Origin of the sequence: Pseudomonas sp. AN-1 (genome assembly GCF_034057115.1) — a bacterium.
Classification (GTDB): domain Bacteria; phylum Pseudomonadota; class Gammaproteobacteria; order Pseudomonadales; family Pseudomonadaceae; genus Geopseudomonas.
The window spans coordinates 3926768-3940316 of record NZ_CP139195.1; the positions used below are offsets into that span (position 1 = coordinate 3926768).

Below are 13549 nucleotides of genomic sequence, written 5' to 3' on the forward strand. Positions count from 1 at the left end.
GTTTCCCGGGCTGCAAACAGAAACCCCGCCTTTCGGCGGGGTTTCTGTTTGTGCGGCGGACGTAGGCGGCGCTTACAGCAGCAGCGAACGGATCTCCGCCAGCAGGTCGGCCAGACGGCGGGTGAAGCGGGCCGCGGCGGCGCCGTTGATCACGCGGTGATCGTAGGACAGCGACAGCGGCAGCATCAGCCGGGGCTGGAAGGCCTTGCCGTCCCACACCGGCTGCATGCTCGCCTTGGACACGCCGAGGATCGCCACCTCCGGCGCGTTGACGATCGGCGTGAAGCCGGTGCCGCCGATGTGGCCGAGGCTGGAGATGGTGAAGCAGGCGCCCTGCATGTCGTCGGCCGACAGCTTCTTGGTGCGCGCCTTCTCCGCCAGCTCGGCGGCCTCGGCGGCCAGCTGCAGCAGGCTCTTCTGGTCGACGTTGCGGATCACCGGCACCAGCAGGCCGTCCGGGGTGTCCACGGCGAAGCCGATGTGCACGTACTTCTTGCGGATCAGCGCCTTGCCGCTGGGGGCCAGCGAGCTGTTGAAGTCCGGCAGCTCGCGCAGCACGTGGGCGCAGGCCTTGAGCAGGAACGGCAGCACGGTCAGCTTGACGCCGGCCTTCTCGGCCACCGCCTTCTGCGCGGTGCGGAAGGTCTCCAGCTCGCTGATGTCGGCCGACTCGAACTGGGTGACGTGCGGCACGTTGAGCCAGCTGCGGTGCAGGTTGGCGGCGCCGACCTGCATCAGGCGGGTCATCGCCACTTCCTCGATCTCGCCGAACTTGGCGAAGTCGACGACCGGGATCGGCGGGATGCCGGCGCCGGCGCTCACGCCGGCTTCCGGCGCGGCCTTGGCCTTGTGCATCATGCCCTTGACGTAGGCCTGCACGTCTTCCTTGAGCACGCGGCCCTTCGGACCGGTGGCCGGCACGTCGGCCAGCTCGACGCCGAACTCGCGGGCCAGCATGCGCACCGCCGGGCCGGCGTGCACCTTGCCGGCGCTGCCGCTCGGCGCGCCGACCGGGCCCGGCACCTTGGCCGGGGCCGCCGGAGCAGCGGCGGCAGGCGCAGGTGCAGCAGCGACGGGGGCGGCAGCCGGAGCTGCAGCGGCTACCGGGGCTGCCACCGGCGCGGCGCCGGCCACGCGCAGGGTGAGGATCAGCGCGCCGGTGCCGACCTCGTCGTTGAGGGCGATCGCCACGCTGTCGACCACGCCGGCCTGCGGGCAGGGAATCTCCATGCTCGCCTTGTCCGACTCCAGCACGATCAGCGACTGATCGGCTTCGACCGCGTCGCCGGCCTTGACCAGCACCTCGATGACGCGCGCCTTGCCGGACGAGCCGATGTCCGGCACGTGCACCGGCTGCAGGCTCTCCGCCGCCGCAGCGGCCGGAGCCGCGACGGGAGCGGGTTCGGCGGCCACGGGGGCGGGCGCCGCGGCGGGGGCTTCGGCGGCCGGTGCCGGGGCCGCAGTGGCGCCCTCGGCTTCCAGCTCGAGCAGTTCGTCGCCGGTCTTCAGCTTGTCGCCCAGCTTGATCTTCAGGCTCTTGATCACCCCGGCCTTGGGTGCCGGGACTTCCATGCTGGCCTTGTCGGATTCCAGGGTCAGCAGGCTCTGGTCGGCCTCGATGCGGTCGCCGACCTTGACCAGCAGCTCGATCACTTCACCTTCGCCGCTGCCGATATCGGGTACGCGAATCAGTTCACTCATGGCTCGCTCCTCAGCAGTCCAGCGGGTTGGCTTTGTTGGTGTCGATGCCGAACTTGGCGATGGCCTCGGCCACCACTGTACGGTCGATCTCGCCGCGGTCGGCCAGGGCCTCCAGCGCGGTCAGCACCACCCAGTAGCGGTCCACCTCGAAGAAGTGGCGCAGCTTCTTGCGGCTGTCGCTGCGGCCGAAGCCGTCGGTGCCGAGCACCTTGTACTCCTTGACCGGGACCCATTGGCGGATCTGGTCGGCGAACAGCTTCATGTAGTCGGTGGAGGCGACCACCGGGCCGCGGCGGCCGGACAGGCACTGCTCGACGTAGGTCAGCTCGGGCTTCTGTTCCGGGTGCAGGCGGTTGCGGCGCTCCACGGCCAGGCCCTCGCGGCGCAGCTCGTTGAAGCTGGTGACGCTCCACACGTCGGCGCCGATGTTGTAGTCCTCGCGGAGGATCTTCGCCGCCTCGCGCACCTCGCGCAGGATGGCGCCGGAACCCATCAGCTGCACGTGGCAGGCGGCGTCGCGCTGGTCTTCCTCGAGCAGGTACATGCCCTTGATGATGCCGTCCTCGACGCCCTGCGGCATGGCCGGCTGGGCGTAGGCCTCGTTCATCGCGGTCAGGTAGAAGAACACGTTCTGCTGTTCTTCGGTCATCTGACGGATGCCTTCGCGGATGATCACCGCCATCTCGTAGGCGTAGGTCGGGTCGTAGGTGCGGCAGTTGGGGATGGTCGAGGCCAGGATGTGGCTGTGGCCGTCCTCGTGCTGCAGGCCTTCGCCGTTGAGCGTGGTGCGGCCGGCGGTGCCGCCGATCAGGAAGCCGCGCGCACGGCTGTCGCCGGCCGCCCAGGCCAGGTCGCCGATGCGCTGGAAGCCGAACATCGAGTAGAACACGTAGAACGGCAGCATCGGCTGGTTGTGGTTGCTGTAGGCGGTCGCCGCGGCGATCCAGCTGGACATGGCGCCGGCCTCGTTGATGCCTTCCTCGAGGATCTGGCCCTTCTTGTCCTCGCGGTAGAACATCACCTGGTCCTTGTCCACCGGCTGGTACAGCTGGCCGACCGAGGAGTAGATGCCGAGCTGGCGGAACATGCCTTCCATGCCGAAGGTGCGCGCCTCGTCGGGGATGATCGGCACGATGCGGCTACCGAGATCCTTGTCCTTGACCAGCTGCGACAGGATGCGCACGAAGGCCATGGTGGTGGAGATCTCGCGCTCGCCGGTGCCGTCGAGGATCGCCTTGAGGGTCTCCAGCGGCGGGGTCGGGATGCTGAAGCTCCTGCTGCGGCGCTGCGGCACGAAGCCGCCCAGCTTCTCGCGGCTCTTCAGCAGGTACTTCATCTCCGGGCTGTCCGGCTCGGGCTTGTAGAACGGCAGCTCTTCCAGCTTGTCGTCCGGGATCGGGATGCCGAAGCGGTCGCGGAAGGCCTTGAGGCTCTCGATGTCGACCTTCTTGACGTTGTGGGTGATGTTCTGCGCCTGGCCGGCACCGGTGCCGTAGCCCTTGATGGTCTTGGCCAGCACCACGGTCGGCTGGCCGGTGTGGTTGACCGCCTGGTGGTAGGCCGCGTAGACCTTGAACGGGTCATGGCCGCCACGGTTGAGCGCCCAGATCTCCTCGTCGGACATGTCCTTGACCATCTCCAGCAGCTCCGGACGGGCGCCGAAGAAGTGCTCGCGGACGAACTTGCCGTCGTTGGCCTTGTAGTTCTGGTACTCGCCGTCGACCACCTCGTCCATGCGCTTCTGCAGCAGGCCCTTGGTGTCCTTGGCGAACAGCGGATCCCACAGGCGGCCCCAGATCACCTTGACCACGTTCCAGTCTGCGCCGCGGAACACGCCTTCCAGTTCCTGGATGATCTTGCCGTTGCCGCGCACCGGGCCGTCGAGGCGCTGCAGGTTGCAGTTGACCACGAAGATCAGGTTGTCCAGCTTCTCGCGGCCGGCCAGGGCGATGGCGCCGAGGGATTCCGGCTCGTCGGTCTCGCCGTCGCCGAGGAAGCACCAGACCTTCTGCTTGCCGGCGGGGATGAAGCCGCGGTGCTCCAGGTACTTCATGAAGCGCGCCTGGTAGATCGCCTGGATCGGGCCGAGACCCATGGACACGGTGGGGAACTGCCAGAAGTCCGGCATCAGCCACGGGTGCGGGTAGGAGGACAGGCCCTGGCCGTCCACCTCCTGGCGGAAGTTGTTCAGCTGGTCTTCGCTGATGCGGCCCTCGAGGAAGGCGCGGGCGTAGACGCCGGGGGAGGCGTGGCCCTGGAAGTAGATCAGGTCGCCGCCATGCTCTTCGGTCGGCGCCTTGAAGAAGTAGTTGAAGCCGATGTCGTACAGGGTCGCGCTGGAGGCGAAGGTGGAGATGTGACCGCCCAGGTCCGGATCCTTCTTGTTCGCGCGCATCACGGTCGCCAGGGCGTTCCAGCGGATCAGCGAGCGGATGCGTCGCTCCATGAACAGGTCGCCCGGCATGCGGGCTTCATGGGTGACCGGAATGGTGTTGCGATACGGAGTGGTGATGGCGTACGGCAGCTGGGTGCCGGTGCGCGAGGCCAGCTCACCCATGCGGGTCAGCAGGTAGTGGGCGCGGTTTTCACCTTCACGATCGAGGACGGACTCCAGGGCGTCCAGCCATTCCTGGGTTTCGACGGGATCGAGATCTTGCATGGCTTGCTCCAGGGCGGAAAGGCTTCCAGAATCGGTTGCCGGATAGAGCGCGGCCGGGCTTGTGGGCGGCCGCAGCGAATTTTGTGTTTGTCGGACCAGGGCTGTTGCAGCCTGTCCGCACCGGGGGTGTCCCGGTCGCGCTTGTAGTTTTACTACATATTCACGGCAAAAGCAGCACCCCGCGACAAACGTCCAGTAGCAAAACTACAGCGCCGCCGACGGCCGCCGGGGCGCGATTAAGGATAGACCATGAGCCTCCCCTCCCTGATCGACCTGCCCGCGGAACTCAATGCCCTGGTCGAGCACAGCTTGCAGGGCCTGCGCGCCCGTCTCGATGATGCAGGTCAACAGGCCCTGGCGGCCTGGCCGGCGGCGCGCCACGCCGCGCTGGCGCGGGCGCTGGGCGCCAGCGACTTCGTCGCCGAGCTGGCCGTGCGCGACGCCGCCATGCTGCTCGAGCTGGCCGAGAGCGGCGAGCTAGAGCGAGCGCTGGGCGCCGGCGAGCTGCGCGACCAGCTGGCCGCGGCGCTGGAGGGCTGCGCCAGCGAGGACGATCTGGCCCGGCGCCTGCGCCGCTACCGCAACCGCCAGCAGACGCGGATCATCTGGCGCGACGTCAACCGCCTGGCCGACCTGGCCGCGACCTGCCGCGACCTCTCCGATCTGGCCGACGCCAGCATCGACCTGGCCTACCGCTGGCTGTACGCCCAGCAGTGCGCGCAGTCCGGCACGCCGATCGGCGCGCGCAGCGGCGAGGCGCAGCATCTGGTGATCCTCGGCATGGGCAAGCTCGGTGCCTTCGAGCTCAACCTGTCCTCGGACATCGACCTGATCTTCGCCTACCCCGAGGGCGGCGAGACCACGGGCGCGCGCCGCTCGCTGGACAACCAGGAGTTCTTCACCCGCGTCGGCCAGAAGCTGATCAAGGCGCTGGACGCGCTGACCGTCGACGGCTTCGTGTTCCGCGTCGACATGCGCCTGCGCCCCTACGGCTCCGGCGGCCCGCTGGTGTACAGCTTCAACGCCATGGAGCAGTACTACCAGGACCAGGGCCGCGACTGGGAGCGCTACGCGATGATCAAGGCGCGCGTGGTGGCCGGCGACCAGGCCGCCGGCGCGCAGCTGCAGCAGATGCTGCGGCCGTTCGTCTACCGCCGCTACCTGGACTTCTCGGCGATCGAGGCGCTGCGTAGCATGAAGCAGCTGATCCAGCAGGAGGTGCGGCGCAAGGGCATGACCGAGAACATCAAGCTCGGCGCCGGCGGCATCCGCGAGGTGGAGTTCATCGCCCAGGCCTTCCAGCTGATCCACGGCGGCCGCGACCTCAGCCTGCAGCAGCGGCCGCTGCTCAAGGTGCTCGACACCCTGGCCGGGCAGGGCTACCTGCCGCCGCCGGTGGTCGACGAACTCAAGGACGGCTACCGCTTCCTGCGCTACCTGGAGCACGCCCTGCAGGCGATCGCCGACCGCCAGACGCAGATGCTCCCCGACGGCGAGCTGGAGCGCGCGCGGGTGGCCTTCATCATGGGCTTCCCCGGCTGGAATGCGCTGCTCGACCAGCTGGCGCACTGGCGCGGGCGCATCGACTGGCACTTCCGCCAGGTGATCGCCGATCCCGACGAGGACGGCGGCGCCAGCCTGGCCGGCGTCGGCGACGAGTGGCTGCCGCTGTGGCAGGGCGCCCTCGAGCCCGAGGCGGCCCAGCACCACCTGGCCGACGCCGGCTTCGCCGATCCCGCCAGCGCCTGGCAGCGCCTGGAGGGCCTGCTGCACGGCTCGCAGGTGCGCGCCATGCAGCGCCTGGGGCGCGAGCGGCTGGACGCCTTCATGCCGGGCCTGCTCGCCGCGATGGTCGCCCACGGCAATCCCGACCTGCTGCTCGAGCGCGTGCTGCCGCTGGTCGAGGCGGTGGCGCGGCGCTCGGCCTACCTGGTGCTGCTGTCCGAGAACCCCGGCGCCCTGGCGCGCCTGCTGACCCTGTGCGCCGCCAGTCCCTGGGTGGCCGAGCAGATCGCCCGCTACCCGCTGCTGCTCGACGAACTGCTCAACGAGGGGCGCCTGTACAGCCCGCCGGGCAAGGACGAACTGGCCGCCGAGCTGCGCGAGCGCCTCACCCGCATCCCCGAGGACGACCTGGAGCAGCAGATGGAGGCGCTGCGCCACTTCAAGCTGGCCCACGGCCTGCGCGTGGCCGCCTCGGAGATCGCCGGCAGCCTGCCGCTGATGAAGGTGTCCGACTACCTGACCTGGCTGGCCGAGGCGATCCTCGAGCAGGTGCTGCAGCTGGCCTGGCGCCAGGTCGGCCTGCGCCACGGCTACCCGCGCCGTGGCGACGGCAGCAGCGCCGGCGAGCCGGAGTTCGTCATCGTCGGCTACGGCAAGGTCGGCGGCATCGAGCTGGGCCACAGTTCCGATCTGGACCTGGTGTTCATCCACAACGGCGACCAGCAGCACGAGACCGACGGCGCCAAGCCGATCGACAGCGCGCAGTTCTACACCCGCCTGGGCCAGCGCATCATCCACCTGCTCACCGCGCAGACCGCCTCCGGCGCGCTGTACGAGGTCGACATGCGTCTGCGCCCGTCCGGCGCGGCCGGCCTCCTGGCCAGCTCGCTGGCGGCCTTCGAGCGCTACCAGGAGGGCGAGGCCTGGACCTGGGAGCACCAGGCGCTGGTGCGCGCCCGCGTGCTGGCCGGCTCCGCCGCGGTCGGCGCGCGCTTCGAGGCGATCCGCGCCCAGGTGCTCGGCCGCGAGCGTGACGGCGCCGCGCTGCGCGCCGAGGTCAGCGAGATGCGCGCCAAGATGCGCGACAACCTAGGCAGCAAGGCCACCGCCGGCGGCACCGCGGCGGAGGCCTTCGACGCCGCGGCCGCCTTCGATCTCAAGCACGATGCCGGTGGTATCGTCGATATCGAATTTATGGTGCAATATGCCGTTCTCGCCTGGTCGCGGCAGTACCCTGAACTGCTGCGTTTCACCGACAACATCCGCATTCTGGAAGGGCTGGAGCGGGCTGGCCTGATCGCGAGCTCCGACGTCCGACTCCTGCAGGAGGCCTACAAGGCCTATCGCGCAGCCGCCCACCGCCTGGCCTTGCAAAAACAGGCCGGCAGTGTGAGCGGAGACCACTTCCACGAGGAACGCCGCGGCGTGATGCGGATCTGGCGCGAACTGGGGCTGGCCTGAGGCGCCCCGACAACCCCGAATTCTTGTTAGGTTTAGGAGCTGGCAAATTATGTCGATGGCCGATCGTGATGGCGTTATCTGGTATGACGGCGAACTGGTGCCGTGGCGCGAAGCCAACACCCATGTGCTGACCCACTCCCTGCACTACGGCATGGGCGTGTTCGAGGGCGTGCGTGCCTACAACACTCCGGATGGCACCGCGATCTTCCGTCTGCAGGCGCACACCGACCGCCTGTTCGACTCCGCCCACATCATGGGCATGAAGATCCCCTTCACCAAGGAAGAGATCAACGAGGCGACCCGTGCCGCCGTGCGCGAGAATGGTCTGGAAAGCGCCTACATCCGCCCGCTGGCCTTCTACGGCTCGGAAGGCATGGGTATCCGCGCCGACAACCTGAAGGTCCACGTGGTCATCGCCGCCTGGCACTGGGGCGCCTACATGGGCGACGAGGCCCTGGAGCGCGGCATCAAGATCCGCACCAGCTCGTTCACCCGCCACCACGTGAACATCTCCATGACCCGCGCCAAGGCCAGCGGTCACTACATCAACTCGATGCTGGCCCTGCAGGAAGCCGTGTCCGCCGGCGCCGACGAGGCCCTGCTGCTGGATCCGGAAGGCTACGTGGCCGAGGGTTCGGGCGAGAACGTGTTCATCGTCAAGAACGGCGTGATCTACACCCCCGAGGTCACCGCCTGCCTGAACGGCATCACCCGCAATACCGTGCTGACCCTGGCGCGCGAGCTGGGCGTCGAGATCGTCGAGAAGCGCATCACCCGCGACGAGGTGTACATCGCCGACGAGGCCTTCTTCACCGGCACCGCCGCCGAAGTGACCCCGATCCGCGAACTGGACGGCCGCCAGATCGGCGCCGGCCGCCGTGGTCCGGTCACCGAGAAGCTGCAGAAGGCCTACTTCGACCTGGTCACCGGCAAGACCGCTGCCCACGCCGAATGGCGCACCCTGGTCAAGTAAGCACGACCCGGATCCGCGTAGGGTGGGTCAGGCCGCAGGCCGCAACCCACCATCCGGCCCGCCGGGCCGGCCAGCGGTGGATCCGCCGGCGGATGCCTGCGGCATCCCTGGTGGGTTACGCTGCTGGCGCAGCCAACCCACCCTACGATTTCCTGCTTCCGGCTTTTCTATGAACATCCTGATCATCGGCCCCAGCTGGGTGGGCGACATGGTGATGGCGCAGACGCTGTTCCAGTGTCTCAGGCAGCGCCATCCCGACTGCGCCATCGACGTGCTGGCCCCCGAGTGGAGCCGGCCGATCCTCGAACGCATGCCCGAAGTCCGCCAGGCGCTGAGCTTCCCGTTCGGCCACGGCGTGCTCGACCTCGCCGGACGCCGGCGCATCGGCAAGTCGCTGGCCGGCCAGTACGACCAGGCGATCCTGCTGCCCAACTCGCTGAAGTCGGCGCTGGTGCCGTTCTTCGCCGGCATCCGCCAGCGCACCGGCTGGGTCGGCGAGATGCGCTACGGCCTGCTCAACGACGCCCGCAAGCTGGACAAGGCGCGCTACCCGCTGATGATCGAGCGCTTCATGGCCCTGGCCTTCGAGCCGGGTGTGGAGCTGCCCAAACCCTATCCGCGTCCGCAACTGCAGATCGACCCGGCCAGCCGCGCCGCGGCGCTGGCCAAGTTCGGCCTCGAGCTGGACCGCCCGGTGCTGGCGCTGTGCCCCGGCGCCGAGTTCGGCGAGGCCAAGCGCTGGCCGGCCGAGCACTATGCCGCGGTGGCCGACGCCAAGATCCGTGCCGGCTGGCAGGTCTGGCTGTTCGGCTCGAAGAACGACCACCCGGTCGGCGAGGCGATCCGCGAGGAGCTGATGCCCGGACTGCAGGAGGAGGCGGTCAACCTCGCCGGCGAGACCAGCCTGGCCGAGGCCATCGACCTGCTGTCCTGCGCCGCGGCGGTGGTGTCCAACGACTCCGGGCTGATGCACGTGGCCGCCGCGCTGGACCGCCCGCTGGTGGCGGTGTACGGCTCCACCTCGCCGCAGTTCACCCCGCCGCTGGCCGAGCAGGTGGAGATCGTCCGCCTCGGCCTCGACTGCAGCCCGTGCTTCGAACGCACCTGCCGCTTCGGCCACTACAACTGCCTGCGCGACCTGCAGCCGCAGCCGGTGCTGGCGGCGCTCGAGCGCCTGGCCGGCGACCCGCTGGCCGACCCGCTGCCGCTGGAGCACTGAGTGCGCGTCCTGCTGATCAAGACGTCCTCGCTGGGCGACGTCATCCATAGCCTGCCGGCGCTCACCGACGCGCAGCGCGCCATCCCCGGCATCCGTTTCGACTGGGTGGTGGAGGAGGGCTTCGCCGAGATCCCCACCTGGCATCCGGCGGTCGACCGGGTGATCCCGGTGGCCCTGCGCCGCTGGCGCAGGAACCTCTGGCAGACCTGGCGCAGCGGCGAGTGGCAGCAGTTCAAGGCGCGCCTGGCCGAGCGCGACTACGACCTGGTGCTCGACGCCCAAGGCCTGGTCAAGAGCGCCTTGCTCACCCGCTACGCGCGCGGCCCGGTGGCCGGCCTGGATCGCGCCAGCGCCCGCGAGCCGCTGGCCAGTCGCTTCTACGATCGCGGCCTGCCGGTGCCCTGGGGCATGCACGCGGTGGAGCGGCTGCGCCAGCTGTTCGCCCAGGCGCTCGGCTATCCGCTGCCGGCGGAGACCGGTGACTACGCCCTCGACCGCCAGCGCCTGCTCGCCGGCCGCCGCGCCGAGCCTTACCTGCTGCTGCTGCACGGCACCACCTGGACCACCAAGCACTGGCCGGAGCGCTACTGGCGCGAGCTGGCCGAGCTGCTCGGCGCCCAGGGCTGGGCGATCCGCCTGCCGTGGGGCAATGCCGAGGAGAAGGCGCGCGCCGAGCGCATCGCCGCCGGGCTGGCGCACGTGACGGTGCTGCCGAAACTGAATCTGGCCGGCGTCGCCACTGAGCTGGCCGGCGCCCGCGCCTGCGTGGCGGTGGACACCGGCCTCGGCCACCTGGCCGCCGCCCTGGACGTGCCGACCATCTCCCTGTACGGCCCGACCAACCCCGGTTTCACCGGCGCCTACGGCCGCGGCCAGATCCACCTGGCCAGCGACTTCCCCTGCGCGCCCTGCCTGAAGAAGACCTGCGCCTACCAGCCCTCGGCCGAGGATCGCCAGCGTTTCGACCTGGCCACGGAACAGCCGCTGTGCTTCACCCGTCTCGACCCGGCACGGATCGCCGCCGAGCTGGCGGCCCTGCTGCCTGCGAGAATCGTCTGATGCAACTGGCCTTCGTGCTGTACAAGTACTTCCCCTTCGGTGGCCTGCAGCGCGACTTCCTGCGCATCGCCCTGGAATGCCAGCGCCGCGGCCACGCCATCCGCGTCTACACGCCGATCTGGGAAGGCGAGGTGCCGCCCGGCTTCGACGTGCGGGTGGCGAAGATCCGCTCCTGGTCCAACCACCGGCGCAACGAGAAGTTCAGCGCCTGGCTGGCCGCCGATCTGGCCCGTGATCCGGTCGACCGGGTGGTCGGCTTCAACAAGATGCCGGGCCTCGACGTCTACTACGCCGCCGACGGCTGCTACGAGGACAAGGCGCAGACCCTGCGCAACCCGCTGTACCGTTTCGGCAAGCGTTACCGCCACTTCGCCGAGTACGAGCACGCGGTGTTCGCCGCCGAGGCCAGGACCGAGATCCTGATGATCTCCGAGGTGCAGCAGCCGCTGTTCGTCAGGCACTATGGCACGCCGGCCGGGCGCTTCCACCTGCTGCCGCCGGGCATCGCCCAGGATCGCCGCGCGCCGGCCAACGCCGCCGCGATCCGCGCCGAGTTCCGCCGCGAGTTCGACCTGGGCGACGCCGACCTGCTGCTGGTGCAGATCGGCTCCGGCTTCAAGACCAAGGGGCTGGACCGCAGCCTCAAGGCGCTGGCCAGCCTGCCGCGCGAGCTGAAGAAACGCACCCGGCTGATCGCCATCGGCCAGGACGATCCCAAGCCGTTCCTCCTGCAGGTCAAGGCGCTCGGCCTGTCCGAGCAGGTGCAGATCCTCAAGGGGCGCAGCGACATCCCGCGCTTTTTGCTCGGCGCCGACCTGCTGATCCACCCGGCCTACAACGAGAACACCGGCACCGTGCTGCTGGAGGCGCTGGTCTCCGGCCTGCCGGTGCTGGTCACCGACGTCTGCGGCTATGCCCACTACATCGCCGATGCCGACTGCGGCCGGGTGCTGCCCAGTCCGTTCGAGCAGGAGCGCCTCAACCAGTACCTGGCCGAGATGCTCGCCGACGACGCGGCGCGTGCGCGCTGGGGCGCCAACGGCCTGGCCTATGCCGATACGGCGGATCTCTACTCCATGCCGCAGAAGGCCGCCGACGTGATCCTCGGGGAGCAAGCATGAACACGATCCGTAGGGGCGAATTCATTCGCCTTGCCGAACTTCTGCAGGCGAATGAATTCGCCCCTACGGGAGCGGTGCCATGCAACTGATCCTCGCCGAACCTTTCAAGAGCCTGTGGCAGGGCAAGGACGCCTTCACCGAGGTGGAGAAGCTGCAGGGCCAGGTCTACCGCGAACTGGAAGGCCGCCGCACCCTGCGCACCGAGGTGGCCGGGCGCGGCTACTTCGTCAAGATCCACCGTGGCATCGGCTGGGGCGAGATCGTCAAGAACCTGCTGACCCTCAGGGCCCCGGTGCTCGGCGCCGGCCAGGAATGGACGGCGATCCAGCGCCTGACAGAGGCCGGCGTGCCGACCATGACCGCGGTGGCCTTCGGCGAGCGTGGCGCCAATCCCGCCGCGCAGCACTCCTTCATCGTCACCGAGGAGCTGGCGCCCACCGTCAGCCTCGAGGACTTCAGCCGCGACTGGATCTCGGCACCGCCGGAGCCGCGCCTCAAGCGCGCGCTGATCCGCCGCGTCGCCGAGATGGTCGGCGCCATGCACCGCGCCGGGGTCAACCACCGCGACTGCTACATCTGCCATTTCCTGCTGCATACGGACCAGGCGGTGACCGCCGACGACTTCCGCCTGTCGGTGATCGACCTGCACCGCGCGCAGACCCGCGCTGCCGTGCCGCGCCGCTGGCGCGACAAGGACCTGGCCGCGCTGTACTTCTCCGCGCTGGATATCGGCCTGACCCGCCGCGACGTGCTGCGTTTCCTCAGGAGCTACTTCCAGCGCCCGCTGCGCGACACCTTGCGCGACGAGGCCCGCCTGCTGGCCTGGCTGGAGGCCAAGGCGGCCAGGCTGCGCGAGCGCTACCTGCGCAAGTACGCACCGGGGGCCTCGGCGTGAGTGGCTGGCAGCTGGCTGCCGAGCTGCCCGCCGCCGCGCGGGAGGCCTTCGCCGATCTCGACCGGGTGTTCGCCCTGGACGGCGAGTGGGTGGCCGAGGACCAGATGTCCCGGGTGCTGCGCGTCGAGGTGGCCGGACTGCGCTACTACGTCAAGCAGTACTGGGGCGCCGGCAAGGGCCTGCGCCGCTGGCTGGGACGGCCGCGGGTCGAGGCCGAATGGCAGAACCTGCGCCTGTTCGCCCAGTGGGGCATTCCCGCCGCGCCGGTGGTGGCCTGGGGGCTGGAGCGCCGCCTGGGCTGCTTCGCGCGCGGCGCTCTGATCACCGCCGAACTGGCCGGCACCGCGGATCTCGCCGCCCTGGCGCGCAACCACGACCCGCGCCTGCGCCAGCGCGACTGGCTGAACAGGGTCAGCCGCCAGCTGGCCGAGGCCACCCGCCTGATGCACCGCCATGGTTTCGCCCACAACGACCTGAAGTGGCGCAACCTGCTGGTCGACCAGACCGGCAATCTCTACCTGATCGACTGCCCGACCGGCAGCTTCTGGTGGGGGCCGCTGCTCGACTACCGGATCGTCAAGGATCTCGCCTGCCTGGACAAGGTGGCCAAGTACCACCTGTCGCGCAGCCGTCGCCTGCGCTTCTACCTGCAGTACCGCGGGCGCGAACGGCTGTCGGCCAACGACAAGTGCCGCCTGCGCAAGATCCTCGCCTTCTTCGAGGGCCGCGAATGAGC

Annotated in this window: 9 protein-coding genes; 7 read left to right on the plus strand and 2 right to left on the minus strand. The window is 69.4% G+C overall.

Features of this window, described 5'->3' with window-relative positions:
• Positions 1–72: 72 nt before the first annotated feature.
• Together aceF and aceE are read right to left on the minus strand one after the other, a co-directional pair.
• Entirely contained in the window at positions 73–1701 is a 1629-nt protein-coding gene (gene aceF, locus SK095_RS18460; RefSeq protein ID WP_320547099.1) for a dihydrolipoyllysine-residue acetyltransferase, read from the minus strand.
• Positions 1702–1711: 10 nt separating this feature from the next.
• Positions 1712–4360, minus strand: a complete 2649-nt coding sequence (gene aceE / locus SK095_RS18465; protein WP_136491782.1) for a pyruvate dehydrogenase (acetyl-transferring), homodimeric type — start codon at positions 4358–4360, stop codon at positions 1712–1714.
• Positions 4361–4609: 249 nt separating this feature from the next.
• On the opposite strand from aceE, the gene glnE reads away from it, so the two are divergent.
• From glnE to SK095_RS18500, 7 genes are all read left to right on the plus strand, one after another.
• Positions 4610–7546 carry a bifunctional [glutamate--ammonia ligase]-adenylyl-L-tyrosine phosphorylase/[glutamate--ammonia-ligase] adenylyltransferase gene (glnE, locus tag SK095_RS18470; protein ID WP_320547100.1) on the plus strand — a complete coding sequence of 979 codons (2937 nt, stop codon included), beginning with the start codon at positions 4610–4612 and terminating at the stop codon, positions 7544–7546.
• Positions 7547–7595: 49 nt separating this feature from the next.
• Positions 7596–8519 (plus strand): branched-chain amino acid transaminase, encoded by a 924-nt coding sequence (locus SK095_RS18475; protein WP_136489723.1) that lies wholly within the window; start codon positions 7596–7598, stop codon positions 8517–8519.
• Between the two features lie 169 nt (positions 8520–8688).
• The gene (waaF, locus tag SK095_RS18480; RefSeq protein WP_136489722.1) at positions 8689–9738 is read left to right on the plus strand and encodes a lipopolysaccharide heptosyltransferase II; all 1050 of its coding nucleotides are present in this window, start codon (positions 8689–8691) and stop codon (positions 9736–9738) included.
• Positions 9739–10797 carry a lipopolysaccharide heptosyltransferase I gene (waaC, locus tag SK095_RS18485; protein ID WP_136489721.1) on the plus strand — a complete coding sequence of 353 codons (1059 nt, stop codon included), beginning with the start codon at positions 9739–9741 and terminating at the stop codon, positions 10795–10797.
• The gene (locus tag SK095_RS18490; RefSeq protein ID WP_136489720.1) at positions 10797–11918 is read left to right on the plus strand and encodes a glycosyltransferase family 4 protein; all 1122 of its coding nucleotides are present in this window, start codon (positions 10797–10799) and stop codon (positions 11916–11918) included. The genes waaC and SK095_RS18490 overlap by 1 nt, the downstream gene beginning before the upstream one ends.
• Positions 11919–11997: 79 nt before the next feature.
• Complete coding sequence (gene rfaP, locus SK095_RS18495) at positions 11998–12813, plus strand: lipopolysaccharide core heptose(I) kinase RfaP (RefSeq protein ID WP_136489719.1); 816 nt, start codon at positions 11998–12000, stop codon at positions 12811–12813.
• Complete coding sequence (locus tag SK095_RS18500) at positions 12810–13547, plus strand: lipopolysaccharide kinase InaA family protein (RefSeq protein ID WP_320547101.1); 738 nt, start codon at positions 12810–12812, stop codon at positions 13545–13547. The genes rfaP and SK095_RS18500 overlap by 4 nt, the downstream gene beginning before the upstream one ends.
• Positions 13548–13549: the final 2 nt, after the last annotated feature.

Excerpts from the sequence above, each read along its gene's own strand:
- waaF (WP_136489722.1), top strand. The coding sequence starts at position 8,689 with ATGAACATCCTGATCATCGGCCCCAGCTGGGTGGGCGACATGGTGATG.
- aceF (WP_320547099.1), bottom strand. The coding sequence starts at position 1,701 with ATGAGTGAACTGATTCGCGTACCCGATATCGGCAGCGGCGAAGGTGAA.
- SK095_RS18475 (WP_136489723.1), top strand. The coding sequence starts at position 7,596 with ATGTCGATGGCCGATCGTGATGGCGTTATCTGGTATGACGGCGAACTG.
- aceE (WP_136491782.1), bottom strand. The coding sequence starts at position 4,360 with ATGCAAGATCTCGATCCCGTCGAAACCCAGGAATGGCTGGACGCCCTG.
- rfaP (WP_136489719.1), top strand. The coding sequence starts at position 11,998 with ATGCAACTGATCCTCGCCGAACCTTTCAAGAGCCTGTGGCAGGGCAAG.
- SK095_RS18490 (WP_136489720.1), top strand. The coding sequence starts at position 10,797 with ATGCAACTGGCCTTCGTGCTGTACAAGTACTTCCCCTTCGGTGGCCTG.
- glnE (WP_320547100.1), top strand. The coding sequence starts at position 4,610 with ATGAGCCTCCCCTCCCTGATCGACCTGCCCGCGGAACTCAATGCCCTG.